We start from the raw sequence: 17,283 nt of genomic DNA on the forward strand, positions 1-17,283 counted from the left end.
GGCTTTATTTCATCGGCTTCGTCACAATTAACTGTTGTGTTACCGGAAAGACTTAAACTTCGCGAAAATTGGCCTCTATATTTGAGCGCCCGAGGTGTATCTCGGTTACGGAGCCCGTATGAACGGCGATCGCATTGATGACAGGGATGTGGATATCGATCTCGCGCGGCTCGTCGCTGCCATATGGCAGCGCAAGGGCAGGATAGCGGCGATCACGCTGCTTGCCGGGGGCGCCGCCTTCGTTGTCGCAAGCATGATGTCGCCCGCTTACAAGGGCGAGGCGCGCGTCCTCATCGAATCGCGCGCGGCCTCCTTCGGTGCGTCGCAGCAGTCGAATGCGCCCGCCGAACCCGTGCTCGATGAATTGACCATCTCCAGCCAGGTGCAGATCCTGCAATCTGTTGACCTCATCAAGCAGGTCGCGAAAGATATGAAGCTTTATGAGCGGCAGGAGCTTGACCCGGCCGCGCGTCCTTCTCTCGTCTCGAAGCTGCTGGTTGCTGTCGGCGTCAAGAAAGATCCGCAGCAGGTGCCGCCAGAGGAACGGATACTGAAGGCGTTCCAGGAGAGGTTGCAGGTCTACCAGGTAGAAAGCTCGCGCGTCATCACGGTCGAGTTCTCGTCCGAGGACCCCATGCTTGCGGCAGCAGTCCCCAACGCGATGATGAAGGCCTATATCGCGCTGCAGAGCGGCGCGAAACTGGACACAAGCACGGAGGCGGCACGCTGGCTGGAGCCGGAAATCGCCAGTCTGCGTGAGAAGGTTCGCGATGCGGACAGGAAGGTCGCGGACTACCGCGCCTCGTCCGATATTCTGTCGGCAGGGCAGGGCGAAACGCTCGCCACCCGGCAACTCAGCGATATCTCGACCGAACTTGGCCGTATCCGCGGCGAGCGGGCGAATGCGGAGGCGCGGGCAGAAGGCGTGCGCAACGCGCTTTCGAGCGGCCGCCCGCTGGATACTTTCCCCGACGTCGTCGCCTCGCCGATGATCCAGAGACTGAAGGAAAGCGAGGCTGCCATGCGCAGCCAGATTTCCGATCTGTCTTCCTCGCTGCTGGAAGGCCATCCGCGTATCAAGGCGCTGCGCAGCCAAATTGACGGCATACAACGGCAGATTCAGGAAGAGACCCGCAAGGTGCTCGCAAGTCTCGAAAACGAGGCCAATGTGTCCCGCCTGCGGGAGCGGCAACTGGTTCAGCAATTGAATGTGCTGAAAACGGAAAGCGTACGCGCCGGTGAGCAGCAGGTTGGCCTAAACGACCTGGAGCGCGAGGCTTCGGCCCAGCGCCAGCTTCTTGAAACCTATCTCGCCCGTTACCGCGAGGCGACGTCGCGCGCCGGTTCAGCCGAATCCACGCCCGCCGATGCCCGCGTGATTTCAACGGCAGTGGAGCCGCGCGAACCCTACTTCCCGAAGACCGGCGCCATCACCATTGTCGTCACGCTGGCGGCCTTCCTTCTCTCCTGCATCGTCGTCATGCTCGTGGAACTGTTCACCGGGCGGGCGTTGAAGCCGGTTGGCAAGACCCATGTCCCGCCGCTGTCCGATCCACCACCGCCCGCGAGAGCGCGTGCTGACACGGATGAGACACCGGATACGCCGGAGCAACCGCTTCCCGCACGTGAAGAGGATGCGCCGCCTGCGGTTCGTTCCATGCCTGCCGCTGCCCGCCAGTCCATTGTCGAACAGGAAGCGCAGATACCGGTCGCAGCCGTTGCTGCCAAATCGGCCCTGCCGGTTGCAGACGCTGCGGCTGCGAAAGTGGACGCTGCGGAAGAAGAGATCGACAACGCCGACAATTTCTCGATCGACGCCGTCGCGTCTTTCCTCGCCACCCGTCTTGCCAAATCCGTCGCAGCGGTCGTGTCTCCAGCTGGTGATAGTGGTTCGACCACCACCGTCATGCTGGCGCGCGCCCTGTCCGAAATGGGCCGTTCGGTCGTTCTCGTCGATATGACGGCATCGGCCTGTCCGACGCGCCTGATGGCGCCTGAGACCGGACTGCCGGGCGTCATGGACCTTTTGGCGGGTGCCGCCGCCTTTGGCGAAACCATTCACGGCGACCGGCTTTCCGATGCCCATATCGTGCCGCGCGGCAATGCGCAGCCGCGTGAGGCCATGCGCGCGATCGACCGGTTGACCATGATCCTCAGCGCGCTTTCCGACGCCTATGACACGGTTCTCGTGGAATGCGGCGCGGTGCAGATATCGAGCCTTGAGAAAATGCTGCGCAATCTGCCGGCGGAAATCGTCGTGTCCGTTCCCGGTAATGATAGCGAATTGCTGGAAAAGACCCTCGGAGAACTGGTTGCCCACGGCTACGAGCAGGCATTGCCGATGACCGGCATGCGCAAACCGGACCGTCTGAGCGCCGCCTGAGATGCTGTGGCCGATAACCGGTCAGTCGGCAGCGGGCGTTGCGTCCATGCTCGGCCGACCGGCGCGGAAACGCTGAATGAACGCATAGAGTGCCGGATTGGATTTGATCAGGCTCTTTGTCCGGGCAATGGCAACGTAGGCAGAGGCTGCCGCGCGGCCCTTCAACGTCACCGGCAGGAAAATATCATGCTGCACGGTGAAAAGCGGACACCAGCTGCGCTTGTAGGGCTGGTCACCGACGCCGAAATCGAAGATCGCCGCATTTTCACTGCAAGCCCGTTCGATCATCAGCCAGAACAGCAGCTCACCGGGGCTGATTTCCGCGAAGGTCTCATCGATAGAACCGAACTGGCAGATGATGTGATCCTGCTTGCGCGAAAGGCCGGATATGGCAGCGATGAAACCTTCATTTTGACCATGCAGACGAATGGCGTGTATTTCCAGAAGACTGTCTGTGCCGATCTCCGGAAAATTTGCGAGGTCATAGAAAAAGTCTTTTACCGATTGATCGCGAAAAACATCCGGAATGCCCTGCGATGCGAACCGGGCTGCCTTCTGCCGGAAAAACGTCTGCAATAATTCGCACTTTTCCTGTGGCGAACGCGCGATCACATGGCTGTAACCACCCATTTCCTCGGCTCTCCGGCTCTGGATGCGGAATTTCTTCCGGCGCCTCTTGGCGTTGATCTGCCGAAGCGTGCTCTCAAAATTTGCCAGTAAGGGAATCTGGAAGGCCGGGTTCTGGTTTTCGACTGATGCCAGATGCGAGAGCGGGTTGGTCCTGCCGCGCCAGATCAGCGGTATGTTCTGCAAGGCAAGAATATCCGCCTGGCCACGCAGCAGCTTTCGCGCTTCGCGGGCAATGGCTGCTGCCGTTTTGTGGCTGGCTGCTTCGGCGAAGGACCGGTCGAAAAGCCCGGTATTGATATTGTTGAAACGGCCGCCGGGAAAACGTGCCTTGCGGATGCCGCCTTCCAGAACGATTTCGAGCGGCAGCAGGAACACGGTCTTTCCGCTTTGCCTGCCGCGAATGATGAGGAGGGGTCTGTCCTGCGTTTGCGCCCAGATGGAGCACCAGCCATAACCCTGATGCAGCGAATTGAGCGGGTCGCTCTCCAGCTGTTCCCAGTCGGCGCGGATAGTGGAGGCATCGTCGACGAGATCGATAGCCAGGCGATCGGCGCCCCGCCGCTCGTTTTGCACGGCGGCTGGTCCTTCACCCTCGCTGACTATGACCGGCGCTTCAGCCGCCATCCACGCTCTCCGGTTGTTTCGGTGAGACTATATCGTTGAGCGGCAAACAAGAGGTTTATAAAATTGCGACCTCTGGATGTCCCGTAGAAGGCAGGTGCCTATTCCTGTTTTTTGGAGCCGGCCATCCATTTGATGACCAGCATGGCGGGCAGTATCCACAAAAGCCCACTCAGCACGAAGTAGGCAAGATGCACCCACCATGGAGATTGCGCCAGCGTCGCCGACGCGATGGCCGTCGCCGCTACGGCGTAGATGACGACGAGGCAGATGATGACGATGGTGCCGATGAGCGATCTGAGGCGAGGGTGCATGAAATCTTCCGTAACCGAGCATGTATCCCAAAAGTGTCATCGGTTTTGGGGAAAAGACATGCGTAAAACAAAAAATCTAGATCGTCGTGGTGATTCGAAGCAGAGACAGGACGATCTAGTGTCTGGCGCAACTATACCGCCGCGACCGGATGCCGCAAACCCTGAGGCCTTGTTTTGTGGTGCCGGTTGGGGCTAATCAACATGACTGTATGATGGAGACCTCAAAGATGCATTCGAGCGGCATGACGATGGCAAATGGTTCTGCGGAAATGGTGGTGGAGGCTGCCCTGCAGAAGCAGGAGAAGGATCGCCGCCTGCTGCGCATCTGGCTGCGCGTCGTTCTCTTCACGCTGTTCTGTCTCGTGCTTGTCGGCGGCGCCACGCGGCTGACCGAGTCTGGCCTGTCAATTACCGAATGGAAGCCCATCCACGGCGCCATTCCGCCGCTTTCAGTTGCCGAATGGGAAGAGGAATTCCAGCTCTACAAGCGTATTCCCCAATATCAGGAAATCAACCGGGGCATGTCGCTCGATGAGTTCAAGACGATCTTCTGGTGGGAGTGGGCGCATCGACTGCTTGCCCGCGCCATCGGTCTCATCTTCGCCCTGCCACTCGCCTTCTTCTGGCTGACCGGCCGCATCGAAAAGCGCTTGCGCCTGCCGCTCATCGGCCTTCTGGGACTTGGCGGCTTTCAGGGCTTCGTCGGCTGGTGGATGGTGTCTTCCGGCCTCGTCAACCGTACAGATGTCTCGCAATATCGCCTGGCAACGCATCTGACGATCGCGTGCCTCATCTTTGCGGGCTGCATGTGGATATTGCGCGGCCTGTCGCACCATTCGCCCGATGCTGCCAATGAAACGACCGGCCGCCGTTTTGCCGCGCTGCTGACCTTCCTCTGTCTGTTCCAGATTTATCTCGGCGCGCTGGTGGCGGGGTTGAATGCCGGCCTGTCCTACAACACGTGGCCGCTGATGGACGGCTCCCTGGTGCCCGGCGATCTTTTCCTGCAACAGCCCTGGTGGATCAACTTGTTCGAAAACCCGAAGACGGTGCAGTTCGTCCACCGCCTCGGCGCCTATACGCTGTTTGCCGCCACGCTGTGGCATATGGTGTCCTTGGCTCGCGCCTTGCCCGGCACGCCGCATGCCCGCCGCGCCGTGCTGTTCTTCGTGTTGATCTCCATTCAGGCGGCGCTCGGCATCACCACGCTTCTGATGCATGTGGACATTCATGTGGCGCTCGCCCATCAGGGCATGGCGCTGCTGGTACTTGGTTTTGCAGTCGCCCATTGGCGAGGCTTCCTCGGCGAATACCCGGCACCTGTCGCGGTTGAGATCAGGGACTGAAAACCCTTAAAATTGCTTCAGGACAGACTTGATGGTTGTCGCGACGGCCAGTTCGTCGTCGCGTTCGCGCGTGTTGCCATCTTCCTCGTGCCATGCTGCCGAAAGGCAGCCGTAGGCGAAGGCATATTGCAGAAGCACCCGTTCGTCCCGTTTGAGCGCTTTCGCAAAAATCGACGCCATGGAGGCGATGCGTGCCTCGCTGCGTGTCAGATCGAAGCGGTCGAGCGGATTGGAGAACATGTTGGCGACGTCGAGTGCTTCATCGCCGATCAGGCCTGCCGGGTCGATGATGATCCAGCCACGCGCACTGCGCATGATGTTTTCGTGATGCAGATCGCCGTGCAGCGGTCGAATATTGCTTTGGTGCCCGATAAGCTCCTCGGCAAGCGAAGCGGCTTCGATATAGGGGCTGTTCGTGCCTTCGCTGCGATCGTGCTCGGCTTTACGGAACAGACTTTCGAAATATTGCGGCAGCGTCAGCAGGCTTGCTGGTGGCGTCTGCGTTGAAGGCTGGTGATAGTGAAGGAGAACGTCAGCGGCGATTGCGGTCGTGGCATCATCGTCGCCGTCGCGGAAAAGCACGTCGCGCAATGTCTCATTGCCGGCATGTTCCATGAGCAATATGTCGTCGGAGCGATCGAGCAGCTTCACGCAGCCGACACCTGCCCGCCATTCGATGAAATCCGCCCCGCGAAGGCTGTCTTTCAGAACCTTGTGTTTAAGTACCTTGGCGATGGCAAGGGAACCATTGCCAAGTCTGACTTCGTAAACCACCCCGGCCGGCGTATCGGCAATCTGTTTTGCGGCCTCGATATTCCACGAGGCCGGAAAAAAGGGGATAGCTCGGCTCACGCAAAAAGCCTCATGCCGAGAGCATCAGCTCCATGTTCTGGACAGCCGCACCCGATGCGCCCTTGCCGAGATTGTCGAGCAGCGCGACGAGATTGATGTGTTCGCCGCCCGGCGTGCCGAAGACGAACAGCTTCATCGTGTCCTTGCCCGCCAGTTCCTCGGCATCGATGCGGGACAGCCCCTTGCTTTCGGCAAGTGGAACGACGCTGACGATGTCCTGTCCGGCATAATGGGCGGTGAGCGCGGCATGCACGGTCTCGATGGTCGCGCCGTCCTTGAGGTCGGCGGCAAACAGCGGAACCTGCACGATCATGCCCTGCGGGAAGCGCCCGACGGAGGGTGCAAACAGCGGCGCGCGGTCCAGCTGGCCGTGAATGGTCATTTCCGGCACGTGCTTGTGTGCAAGCGTCAGGCCATAGAGGAAGTTGTTGGCACTGATCGCATCTTCCCTGCTCTGATCTTCCATCTGCGCGATCATCTGCTTGCCGCCGCCGGTATATCCGGACACGGCGTTGACGCTGACGGGATAACCATCGGGCAGAATGCCGGCGGCGCGCAGCGGACGAAGAAGGCCGATCGCGCCGGTCGGGTAGCAGCCCGGATTGGCGACGAAGCGGGCGGAACGAACCTTTTCGCCCTGTTCCTTGTCCATTTCGGCAAAGCCGTAAGCCCAGTCCTTATGGATACGATAGGCGGTCGAGGTGTCGATGATGCGGACATTGTTGTTGCCCGCCACCATGGTGACAGCTTCTCTGGAAGCATCATCCGGCAGGCAGAGAATCGAAATGTCGGCGTTGTTGAGCATGTCCTCGCGGATAGCGGCGTTGCGGCGCTCGGCTTCGGGAATGGACAGCAACTCGATATCGCGGCGACCAGCAAGGCGCGTGCGGATCTGCAGACCCGTTGTGCCGTGTTCGCCATCGATGAAGATCTTCGCTGTCATGTCCTTGTCCTGACTTTTCAGAGGGTTGCGAGTGTAATCGGATTCAGTTTGCTAAGCGCCCGGGCGTCGGTTCAGCCGGCCTTCGCCAGCCGTTCGGCGCGCAGGCCAAGCATATACATTGCAACGGTCGCTCCGGCAATGGCAGTGATATCAGCATGGTCGTAAGCGGGCGCGACCTCCACCACATCGGAGCCGCGAATATCGAGCTGCCCGAGTCCGCGAAGGACGGACAATATCTTGGCGCTTGTCGGCCCACCGGCCACAGGCGTACCGGTTCCGGGCGCGAAGGCTGGATCGAGGCAATCGATATCGAAGGTCAGATAGGTGGGCATGCCTGCCGTGTGCTTGATGATCAGCGAGGCGATGTCGCTCGCCCGCATCTCCTCCACCTCGTAACCGTGGAGAATGCGGATGCCGAAATCCTCAGGCGCATGGGTGCGAATGCCGATCTGGATGGAACGATCGGCATCGATCAGACCATCGCGCACGGCGCGGGCCACGAAGGAACCATGGTCAATGCGTTTGCCGTCGTCGAACCAGGTATCCTGATGCGCATCGAAATGCACCAGCGCCAGCGGGCCGTGCTTTGCCACATGCGCCTTCAGCAGCGGCCAGGTGATGAAATGGTCGCCGCCAAGCGTCAGCAGATAATCCGTCTTGGAGATGATCTTGCGCGCTTCCTTTTCGATCGTATCAGGCGTTTTCCAGTGATTGCCGTAGTCGAGCAGGCAGTCGCCATAATCGATGGTCGGCATATGGGCGAAAAGATCGCGGGCAAAGGGATATTGCGGGTCGTTGTCGAAAATCGCGGAGGCGCGGCGGATCGCCTGCGGCCCGAAGCGTGCACCCGGCCTGTTGGATGTCGCTGCATCAAAGGGGACACCCCAGACGGCCGTCGATACGCCCTTGAGGATCTTGGTATATTTGCGCCGCATGAAGGAGAGGACGCCCGCATGGGTCGGGTCGGTCGCAGCCGATGTCAGCGTTGCTGCGGTGAAGGCATGGTCGATGGTTTTTGATGGCATTGATCACCCCATTGCGGTTTGCGCTGAGGGTGCTGTCTTCTCGCCGAAAAAACAAGGAGGATGGCAATGAAAAAAGGCGGAGCCGAAGCCCCGCCTTTTCGAAGTTTTGAACGAACGGTTCCGAGAAGCGATTAGCGCTTGGAGAACTGGAACGAACGGCGGGCCTTGGCCTTACCGTACTTCTTACGTTCGACAACGCGGCTGTCGCGGGTCAGGAAGCCACCCTTCTTCAGAACGGCGCGCAGGCCCGGTTCGAAGTAGGTGAGGGCCTTGGACAGACCGTGACGAACGGCACCGGCCTGACCGGACAGACCACCACCGGCAACGGTAGCGATGATGTCGAACTGGCCCGTGCGTGCAACGGCAACGATCGGCTGCTGAAGGATCATCTGCAGAACCGGACGTGCGAAATACGTGGTGAAATCGCGGCCGTTGATGATGATCTTGCCAGAACCCGGCTTTACCCATACGCGGGCAACGGCGTTCTTGCGCTTGCCGGTCGCGTAGGAGCGGCCGAGAGTGTCAACCTTGCGGACGTGCACGGGAGCAGAAGCTTCCGATGCAGGGGCGAGGTCTTTCAGAGAGGAAAGATCGGCCATTATCAGGCGCTCCTTACGTTCTTCTTGTTGAGCACGGCTACGTCGAGAACGACGGGCTGCTGTGCTTCGTGCGGGTGGTTCGAGCCGGCGTAAACGCGCAGGTTCTTCATCTGACGACGGCCGAGCGGGCCGCGCGGGATCATGCGCTCGACGGCCTTTTCAACGACGCGCTCCGGGAAGCGACCTTCGATGATCTGGCGAGCCGTACGCTCCTTGATGCCACCCGGGTGACCGGTGTGCCAGTAGTACTTCTTGTCGGAGTACTTGTTGCCGGTGAAGGCAATCTTTTCCGCGTTGATGACGATGACGTTGTCGCCATCATCGACGTGGGGGGTGTAGGTGGCCTTGTGCTTGCCGCGCAGGCGGGTTGCAATGATGGTGGCGAGGCGACCAACAACGAGGCCTTCGGCGTCGATGATGACCCACTTCTTCTCCACCTCAGCAGGCTTCTGAACGAAAGTAGACATGGATTTCACTTTCTAACGTGGACCCGTCATCCTCTTTTAAAGTAAGAGCATACGGGCGTTTCTTGTTGCTTGGTTTGGTCACCCGAAGGCGACCGCAAATGACCATATTCCCTTTGGAATCCGATCTGGCGCGCTTATACGGTGTGCTGGATGAAGCGTCAATATGACGGATTTTGCTGACTGTAAAAATAAATCAATAAAAACAATGGTTTATTTATGTGGTATTATTTTACCCCATAGATTCACCTGTTTCATCCCAGCCGCATGACCAGAACACCCGCTGCGATGATGCCGCCAGCGAGATAACGCCAGACGCTGGCGCGTTCTTTGAGGATGACGACGGAGATCACCAGCGCAAACAGAATTGAGGTTTCGCGCAGCGCCGCGACGACGGCGACGGGGGCCTTGGTCATGGCGTAGAGCGCCAGCCCGTAGGAGAGGATGGAGCCGCCGCCGCCGATCAGGCCGCGCCACCAGTTTCGCCGCACATGCTGCGTAACGGCGCTTACGCCGCGCTGGTAAAAGGCGAAACCAAAGAGGAGGACGGGCGGCAGAAGCGACATCCACAGCGTATAGGAAATCGCATTGCCGGAAAGCCTTGCGCCGACACCATCAACGAAGGTGTAGGAGGCAATCACGAAGGCGTTGATGAGCGCGACAATGATCGCCTTTCCGCCGCCGCGCCGCGCCTCGAAGGCAAGCGTCAGGATGCCGCCGGAAATGATGGCAATCCCGGCAAGCGCAAGCGGGCTTAAAATCTCGCCGAGGAAAAGGCTGCTCGTCGCTGCGACGATCAGCGGCGCCACGCCACGCATGACGGGATAGACGAGGCCGATATCGCCGATCGTATAGGCGGCGGCGACTAGGCGGAAATAGGCAAATTGCAGAACGGCCGAGGCGATGAGAAAGGGAATGGCCACCGGCGCAGGAAACGGCAGGAAGGGCAGGAAGGGTAAAGAACAAGCTGCGGCGCCCGCCGCGATCAGCGAGGCGTCCAGCGACTTGTCGGATCCGGATTTTACCAGCGCATTCCATCCGGCATGCAATATCGCGCCCAGAAGCACCAGAATTAGAATGTCAAATGTCACGATAGAGACTCGCTCATGGGCTATTCCAGGCAACCTACAGCATCGGCTTGAAAACCGGAATCCATTTTCCGTGGTGGCTGTGGGAGACGCAAATCCTCCTGTCGTAAGCGGTTGCTTCTTTGCAGATTATGACGCGTGTCAAGTTTCGGGTTTGTGCGTGTTGCGGGATGGAGTGGGTAACTGTGCGAGAGGCGATATGCGGCCGTGCTCACGATTTCATCAGCAGGACATACGCGCCGATGCCGGATGCACAGCTTATGGTTTTGCTGTGGAACGTGTTTTTTGCAAAAATGCGACCGATTGCGGCGATTATTCCTGCTCAAAATTGCCCATATCCAGAAGATAAAACTGTATCAATCAAGCGAGCACATGCAGGCTCAAAATGAAAAGAAGTTTCAATTCATTACTGAATGGCTCGCTACAACGTTACAGTTTTACCTATAACTTGATTTACAGAATAACTTTCTGAAAATTAGATACGCCTAATGCATCGGTGAACGGAATGAAAACAAACAGGAGACGAAGGGCGCATAAGATGCACGCAAATGTTGTTTCAGCAAATATTCATCGAAATGTATGCTTTTGAAAAACTGGATAAAAATACTCAGCACAACGCCGCTTAAGGTGTTTTTGTGAAATCATTTTGCGCAAACTAGGTGTACTTTCGTGACACCACGAGTCCGGCTTGTTCAATATTTTCATTCGGGCAGGGGTTCAAGAGAAGGATGAGGGTTCCTAGATTTAGGAAAGCGGCCGCAAAAAAGCGGTGCGAAAAGCTCGTCCGCGGATTTATGCGGGAGAGGCAATTCTCGCTGGGCCATTGAGCGTCGAGCCGGCGCATGAGGTCCTTGAACCGCGCGATATGGCAGAGGGAAAAGTTGACATGCAGCATGATACCTATGAACCGGATTACCTCAGAAAAATTCTGACGGATGTCAGGACCATCGCCCTGCTTGGCGCCTCTCCCAATCCGGATCGGCCGAGCCACGGCGTCATGCGCTTTCTGCTGTCCAAGGGTTACCGCGTGTTTCCGGTCAATCCCGGTCAGGCGGGCAAGGAGATATTGGGGCAGAAAGTGTATGCGCGGCTTGCCGACATTCCGGAACCCGTTGATATGGTCGATGTGTTCCGGGCGCCGGAATATTTGTCGGCAATTGTCGAAGAGGCGATATTGCTGCCGCAGCGGCCATCGGTGATCTGGGGCCAGCTGTCGGTCAGAGACGACAATGCGGCGGCCAAGGCCGAGGCCTACGGCATGAACGTGGTGATGGACCGTTGCCCCGCAATTGAGTATCCGCGTCTCAATATTGTGCGATAGTTGGTACGGATTGGACTTATCATTTGGCGGCAAGGCATTATGATCCCTCCAAAATATCATTGGAGGAAACATCATGCCGAGCAGCAATCCCGGGTTCTCAACGTTGGCCGTGCACGCGGGCGCACAGCCCGATCCGACCACCGGTGCGCGCGCGACGCCGATCTACCAGACAACGGCCTATGCCTTCCGTGACGCCGATCACGCAGCCGCGCTGTTCGGATTAAAAGAGTTCGGCAATATCTACACGCGCATCATGAACCCAACCCAGGCGGTTCTGGAGGAGCGTGTCGCAGCGCTTGAAGGCGGCACGGCGGCACTTGCCGTTGCATCCGGTCACGCCGCGCAATTGCTGGTTTTCCACACATTGCTGCAACACGGCGACAATTTCGTCGCGGCACGCCAACTTTATGGCGGCTCCATCAATCAGTTCGGCCACGCCTTCAAGGGTTTCGACTGGCAGGTGCGCTGGGCCGATGCGGCTGATCCGGCCACTTTCGAACGGCAGATCGACGACCGCACACGCGCCATCTTCATCGAAAGCCTCGCCAACCCGGGCGGCACATTCGTGGATATCGCCGCGATTGCAGATGTCGCCCATCGTCACGGCCTGCCGCTCATCGTCGATAACACCATGGCAAGCCCCTATTTGTTGCGGCCGCTGGAACATGGCGCGGATATCGTATTGCATTCGTTGACGAAATTCCTCGGCGGCCATGGCAATTCCATGGGTGGCATCATCGTCGATGGCGGCACTTTCGACTGGTCGGCCACGGATAAATATCCGTCGCTGTCGCAGCCCCGCCCAGAATATTCCGGCGTCGTGCTGCACCAGACCTTCGGCAATTTCGCCTTCGCGATTGCCTGCCGCGTTCTTGGCTTACGCGATCTCGGCCCTGCGATCTCGCCCTTCAATGCCTTCCTCATCCTCACGGGCATAGAGACCCTGCCGCTGCGCGTTCAGCGCCACTCCGATAATGCGCTGGCCGTCGCCAAATGGCTGAAAGCGCACCCCAAGGTGGGCTGGGTGCATTATGCCGGGCTGGAGGACAGCGACAACTACGCAATCCAGCAGCATTATTCGCCAAAGGGCGCTGGTTCCGTCTTCACCTTCGGCATCAAGGGCGGTTATGCCGCCGGCAAGGCGCTGGTGGAAGGTCTGCAACTCTTCTCCCATCTCGCCAATATCGGCGATACACGCTCTCTCGTCATCCACCCGGCTTCCACGACACATGCGCAGCTGACACCGGAACAGCAGACGGCGGCGGGTGCCGGACCGGATGTGGTGCGCCTCTCGATCGGCATCGAGGATGTCAAGGACATCATCGCCGATCTCGAACAATCGCTTGCGAAGCTCTGAGAGACCGGGGTCGTCATGACGAATTTTCTCGCATTCGAAGATACACGAACCGCTACGGCCAGTGATGTCGAGGCGGAGGTGGAGCACAGTGCACCCGCACCGGAAAGGCTGATTTCCGGCGACCCCAAATTCACCACGTGGAATCTGGAGGAAGCGCCCGGTGGCATCTATGCCGGCATCTGGCAGTCGACACCCGGCAAATGGCGGGTGGTCTATGACGAATGGGAATATTTCAACATTCTCGAGGGTCACTCGATCCTGACGGAGGATGGCGGATCCCCGCGCGACCTGAAACCGGGCGACAGGCTGGTCCTGCGGCCGGGCTTCAAGGGAACCTGGGAGGTCGTCGAAACGACCCGCAAGGATTATGTCATCCGGTTGTAGGGGCCGGATGATTTCTATTGGTCCATCGCCGGGATAAAGGTTGTTCCCGGCGTGGCTGTCACCAGCTGAGATCGAGCCGTTCCAGACCATGGAAGTGATAGACGTCCTTGACCCTGGGTGGCTCGGCAATCTTCAGTCCCGGCAGTCGCTTGAAAAGCAGAGGCAAGGCTAGGTTCAGCTCCAGCCTTGCCAGCGGCGCGCCAATGCAGAAATGGATGCCGGCGCCGAAGGAGACGTTGGCGCCTTCGTTTCGGTCCGGCCTGAATGCCAGGGGATCGGAAAACTTGGCCGGATCGAGATTGGCGGCCGCCAGAATGAGGCTGACCTTGTCGCCGCGTTTGAATTCCACGCCATCGATCTCGACCGGCTCCAGAACCCAGCGCTGGAAAATATGGACGGGCGCGCAGATACGCAGCGTTTCTTCCACCGTGCGTTCCGTTGCCGTCTCGTCGTGGAAAAGTGTGTCGGGCGAGATGCCGCTTTCCAGAATGATGCGCACGGAATTGCCGATCTGGTGCACCGTCGCCTCGTGCCCGGCGTTCAACAGAACGATGGTGGTCGAGATCAGCTCGTCGTCGGTCAGATACTGGCCCTTGTGCTCCGTATGGATCATGTGGCTCAGCAGATCGTCTTTCGGCTCCGCCCGGCGCTCCGCGATCACACTGCGCACATAGTCTGAAAACTCATGTGCGGCCCTGTCGGCCAGAAGCTCGTCCTCGGGCGTGCGCTTGAACATGTACATGCCGACATAGGCATGTGACCATTTCAAAAGCTGCGGTCCCATTTCCTCGGGAATGCCGATCATGCGCGCGATCATCGTGACCGGGATGATATCGGCATAGGAAGAAAGCAGTTCCGTCTCGCCGTTTCTTTCGAAGGCGTCGATCAGCCGGTTGGCGAGTTCCTCTATTTCTGGCTTCATCTTGTCGACATGCCGCGAAACGAAAGCGCGGTTGATGAGGGTGCGCAGCCGTGTGTGTTCCGGCGGCTCCAGCTCCAGAAGCGAGTGCTGCTCTGCGGCGTCGAAATGCTTCACATGCTCGAGCGGCTCTGCCAGACCGATCTCCTCGCGGCTCGCAACATGCAGGATCTGCCGTCCGAACCGGCGGTCGCGCAGGAGGGCGCTGACATGGTCGTATTCGGTGAAAAACCACTGCCGCTGCTCTTCCCAATAGAAAGTGGGACATTGGGCATGCAGGGCAGCATAAACCGGGTTCGGATCGTTGTAGAAAGCCGGATTGCGGGCATCGAGTGAAACACGACGCGTGGCGGGATCGATTTTGAGAAAGGGAAATGTCGCTGTCATGTCCATGGTTTATTCCGCGCGCCGCACTTTGGGAAGGGCGTGAAAATGCCGTTTCGTGTGTTTATCCGCATGTCACTGTGCGGTTACTTTGTCACCGGTTGGCGATGGCCGCTATCCGGTTCAGCGCCGCAACCTGCCGGTTGGCATTGTTGTCCATCGGGTTTTCGTCCCGGTCCGGAGAGGGGACGACAACATTGGCTGAATTGACGTGGATCACGGTGCGGTTGCGGCCGGCCTTCTTGGCCGCGTAAAGCGCGCGGTCGGCCTCCGTCATCATCACGCTCAGATCCGCATCCTTGATCATGGCTTCGGATATGCCGACGCTGGTCGTGACCTCGATGTTTTCGCCGCGTGCGCTGATCTTCGAAAGGCGCAGGTTGCTGCGGATGGCTTCCGCAAGCGTCACGGTGCTGGAGGGGCTTTCCACTTCGGCGACGAGCGCGAATTCTTCTCCGCCCATCCTGACGAACAGGCCGCGCTCACCGATGACCCGCTGCGCCATATTGCAAAAATGCACAAGCACCGCGTCTCCCGACTGATGGCCGTATTTGTCGTTGATCTTCTTGAAATGGTCGATGTCAAACAGCGCCAGCGCCACGTAACGGCTGGAGCCGGGCGACCTTTTTTTGATGTGTTCGAACTCTTCAAGCAGCCCTCGCCGGTTGAGGACGCCGGTCAGGTGGTCGGTCATGGCCAGCCGGTGCAGGCGGGTTTCCGTGTCTTCCATGATGATCTTGGCGCTCATCATGACGATGATGGTAAAGCCGAGAATGCCTGAAAAGGCGAGCGCTGCCGTCAGCGGAATGGCGTTGGGGGCGGCGGCGTTGACGGGAATGACGATGGACGCCACGAGCGCCCCGCAAAACGCCTGCACGATGAAGGTGGCCGCCAGCACCTTGCGGCTGAATGACGCGCGTGCCTTGCTGGCCAGAAGAATGCCGGCCAGCATGAAATAACCGGTGGCGGCACAGATGTGATAGAGCAGGATGCGCGGGACCATGTTTTCGCGTACGGGGCCGATCAGCATGCCCGCCACCCATAACAGCGCCGGAATGGCGATCCAGCCGGCGGTCTTGCGCTGTTCGAAGGACAGGAGACCGGCGAGCCAGAAACTGAAGGCCGAAAGGGCAAGCGTATTGCCGACTTCGATCGACAGGAAGTTGGGAATATCGCCGCGCAGCGCCACCATCACCGTGCCGGCGCTCGTTGCGGCAAAACCGGCGGCGAAATAGATATTGTGCCGGCGGGCAGGGCGGTGCAGCCACAGGGTTCCCAGCAGCAGGGCAAGGGTCAGCGTTTCCGACGCCCAAAGCAGCATGCCCGTCTTTGCATCCAGCATTGCAAAATCCTATCTGCGCTATCATGCCGTAAAAGCGGTTCGCGGCACGATGTGCGCAATGCCCGCCGAATTGGTGGAGATGCCATTTCGCCTCAAAAGAGGCTCCCGCCCCCTGACGGGAAACCGGAAATTCGCGGGCGTAGTATCAGCCGCAAATACCTAACGAGTTCTTGCCAGTGAGAAGTTATATCTGGGCAACACACCGGTTTTTGCGTTTGCGGTTTGCTCCTGTTAAAAAATAATGCGGGCGACAGAGAATGGTCCGGTTGGCATCGGCTTGTCCATAGCCGTTACCCCGCGGGTGGAAAACGCCCGTAAACGCTGTTGAGCCGTTAAGGATATGCGGCTTCGTGTCTTGAAGTACCGGGCAGGGACACTCTATGTAGGGAGAACGAAGGTTAGAAGTGATTCCGGAGCGGTTTTCCGCGAAGGGCAGAGTTTGACAAAGGACGGACATGAAAAATCCAGTTGATACCGCCATGGCTCTGGTGCCGATGGTCGTAGAGCAGACCAATCGCGGCGAACGCTCCTATGACATATTTTCCCGTCTTCTCAAGGAACGCATCATTTTCCTCACCGGACCGGTGGAAGACCAGATGGCCTCGCTCGTCTGCGCGCAGCTGCTTTTCCTCGAGGCTGAAAACCCGAAGAAGGAAATCGCGCTCTACATCAATTCGCCGGGTGGCGTCGTGACCGCCGGCATGGCGATCTACGATACGATGCAGTTCATCCGCCCTGCCGTTTCTACGCTTTGCGTCGGCCAGGCCGCATCCATGGGCTCGCTGCTTCTGGCCGCTGGCGAAAAGGGAATGCGTTTCGCAACTCCGAACGCCCGCATCATGGTGCATCAGCCCTCCGGCGGCTTCCAGGGGCAGGCTTCGGATATCGAGCGTCACGCCCGCGACATCATCAAAATGAAGCGTCGCCTTAATGAAGTCTACGTGAAGCACACCGGCCGTACGCTGGAAGAGGTTGAAAAAACCCTTGATCGCGACCACTTCATGGATGCCGACGAGGCCAAGGACTGGGGTGTGATCGACAAGATCCTCACCTCGCGCCAGGAAATGGAAGGCGCCGCCGCGAATTAAGGCGCGACGCTTTTTGACGGTTGTTTAACCCCGCAAAGTAATTTCGGGGCTTTCAACCGCAACAGAAAGCGATATTAGTATATATAAAGGCTGTGTTGAATTTTTATGACGTGGCCTTTGGTTTGATGGGGAATTCGTTGCAGCCGGTTGTCAGCTCATGTATCTGATACCGGTTAGTACCCCGGGAAACGAGGCGGATACGGCGATGCACCCAAGGGCGGCC

17 protein-coding genes are annotated in these 17,283 nt (G+C 58.7%); 7 read left to right on the plus strand and 10 right to left on the minus strand.

Annotation, left to right across the window (positions count from 1 at the left end):
- Positions 1-118 precede the first annotated feature (118 nt).
- Positions 119-2,383, plus strand: a complete 2,265-nt coding sequence (gene uppB, locus ACQZ6D_RS01165) for a polysaccharide biosynthesis protein UppB (RefSeq protein WP_065704717.1) — start codon at positions 119-121, stop codon at positions 2,381-2,383.
- 21 nt (positions 2,384-2,404) lie between these two features.
- On the opposite strand, the gene uppA is transcribed toward uppB, so the two are convergent.
- A complete protein-coding gene (gene uppA, locus ACQZ6D_RS01170) occupies positions 2,405-3,637 on the minus strand; it encodes a polysaccharide biosynthesis GNAT family N-acetyltransferase UppA (protein WP_065704715.1) in 1,233 nt (410 codons plus the stop codon).
- A gap of 98 nt (positions 3,638-3,735) precedes the next feature.
- On the minus strand, positions 3,736-3,948 hold the full coding sequence (locus ACQZ6D_RS01175) for a DUF2842 domain-containing protein (RefSeq protein ID WP_003512618.1): 213 nt from the start codon (positions 3,946-3,948) through the stop codon (positions 3,736-3,738).
- 242 nt (positions 3,949-4,190) lie between these two features.
- Here ACQZ6D_RS01175 and ACQZ6D_RS01180 point away from each other — a divergent pair, with 242 nt between their 5' ends.
- Positions 4,191-5,294 carry a COX15/CtaA family protein gene (locus tag ACQZ6D_RS01180; RefSeq protein ID WP_025593237.1) on the plus strand — a complete coding sequence of 368 codons (1,104 nt, stop codon included), beginning with the start codon at positions 4,191-4,193 and terminating at the stop codon, positions 5,292-5,294.
- 6 nt (positions 5,295-5,300) lie between these two features.
- Here the strand turns inward: ACQZ6D_RS01180 and ACQZ6D_RS01185 are convergent, their stop codons facing one another.
- The 6 genes from ACQZ6D_RS01185 to ACQZ6D_RS01210 all read right to left on the minus strand — a co-directional run bounded on the left by ACQZ6D_RS01185 (position 5,301) and on the right by ACQZ6D_RS01210 (position 10,268).
- Positions 5,301-6,146, minus strand: a complete 846-nt coding sequence (locus ACQZ6D_RS01185; protein ID WP_065704713.1) for an aminoglycoside phosphotransferase family protein — start codon at positions 6,144-6,146, stop codon at positions 5,301-5,303.
- Positions 6,147-6,156: 10 nt separating this feature from the next.
- On the minus strand, positions 6,157-7,089 hold the full coding sequence (gene argC, locus ACQZ6D_RS01190) for an N-acetyl-gamma-glutamyl-phosphate reductase (protein ID WP_065704711.1): 933 nt from the start codon (positions 7,087-7,089) through the stop codon (positions 6,157-6,159).
- Positions 7,090-7,160: 71 nt separating this feature from the next.
- On the minus strand, positions 7,161-8,114 hold the full coding sequence (gene speB / locus ACQZ6D_RS01195; RefSeq protein ID WP_003512629.1) for an agmatinase: 954 nt from the start codon (positions 8,112-8,114) through the stop codon (positions 7,161-7,163).
- 131 nt (positions 8,115-8,245) lie between these two features.
- Positions 8,246-8,713, minus strand: coding sequence for a 30S ribosomal protein S9 (gene rpsI / locus ACQZ6D_RS01200; protein WP_003512631.1), 468 nt, complete (start codon positions 8,711-8,713; stop codon positions 8,246-8,248).
- A gap of 2 nt (positions 8,714-8,715) precedes the next feature.
- The gene (gene rplM, locus ACQZ6D_RS01205) at positions 8,716-9,180 is read right to left on the minus strand and encodes a 50S ribosomal protein L13 (protein ID WP_038490710.1); all 465 of its coding nucleotides are present in this window, start codon (positions 9,178-9,180) and stop codon (positions 8,716-8,718) included.
- Between the two features lie 251 nt (positions 9,181-9,431).
- Positions 9,432-10,268 (minus strand): EamA family transporter, encoded by an 837-nt coding sequence (locus tag ACQZ6D_RS01210; RefSeq protein WP_065704708.1) that lies wholly within the window; start codon positions 10,266-10,268, stop codon positions 9,432-9,434.
- Positions 10,269-10,507: 239 nt separating this feature from the next.
- Here ACQZ6D_RS01210 and ACQZ6D_RS01215 point away from each other — a divergent pair, with 239 nt between their 5' ends.
- The 4 genes from ACQZ6D_RS01215 (at position 10,508) to ACQZ6D_RS01230 (ending at position 13,327) form a co-directional block, all read left to right on the plus strand.
- Complete coding sequence (locus ACQZ6D_RS01215; protein ID WP_162163069.1) at positions 10,508-10,654, plus strand: hypothetical protein; 147 nt, start codon at positions 10,508-10,510, stop codon at positions 10,652-10,654.
- Between the two features lie 497 nt (positions 10,655-11,151).
- Positions 11,152-11,586: a CoA-binding protein gene (locus ACQZ6D_RS01220; protein ID WP_025593243.1), complete on the plus strand. Its 435-nt coding sequence runs from the start codon at positions 11,152-11,154 to the stop codon at positions 11,584-11,586.
- A gap of 73 nt (positions 11,587-11,659) precedes the next feature.
- Positions 11,660-12,943 carry an O-acetylhomoserine aminocarboxypropyltransferase gene (locus ACQZ6D_RS01225; RefSeq protein ID WP_003512640.1) on the plus strand — a complete coding sequence of 428 codons (1,284 nt, stop codon included), beginning with the start codon at positions 11,660-11,662 and terminating at the stop codon, positions 12,941-12,943.
- A 15-nt stretch (positions 12,944-12,958) separates the two neighbouring features.
- A complete protein-coding gene (locus tag ACQZ6D_RS01230) occupies positions 12,959-13,327 on the plus strand; it encodes a cupin domain-containing protein (RefSeq protein ID WP_003512641.1) in 369 nt (122 codons plus the stop codon).
- Positions 13,328-13,385: 58 nt separating this feature from the next.
- On the opposite strand, the gene ACQZ6D_RS01235 is transcribed toward ACQZ6D_RS01230, so the two are convergent.
- Positions 13,386-14,639: a cytochrome P450 gene (locus ACQZ6D_RS01235; protein WP_065704705.1), complete on the minus strand. Its 1,254-nt coding sequence runs from the start codon at positions 14,637-14,639 to the stop codon at positions 13,386-13,388.
- 85 nt (positions 14,640-14,724) lie between these two features.
- Positions 14,725-15,972, minus strand: a complete 1,248-nt coding sequence (locus ACQZ6D_RS01240; RefSeq protein WP_065704702.1) for a GGDEF domain-containing protein — start codon at positions 15,970-15,972, stop codon at positions 14,725-14,727.
- 455 nt (positions 15,973-16,427) lie between these two features.
- Between ACQZ6D_RS01240 and clpP the strand changes: the two genes are divergently transcribed.
- On the plus strand, positions 16,428-17,060 hold the full coding sequence (gene clpP, locus ACQZ6D_RS01245; protein ID WP_003496491.1) for an ATP-dependent Clp endopeptidase proteolytic subunit ClpP: 633 nt from the start codon (positions 16,428-16,430) through the stop codon (positions 17,058-17,060).
- Positions 17,061-17,283: the final 223 nt, after the last annotated feature.

Source organism: Agrobacterium sp. 22-3639C2, assembly GCF_053522105.1.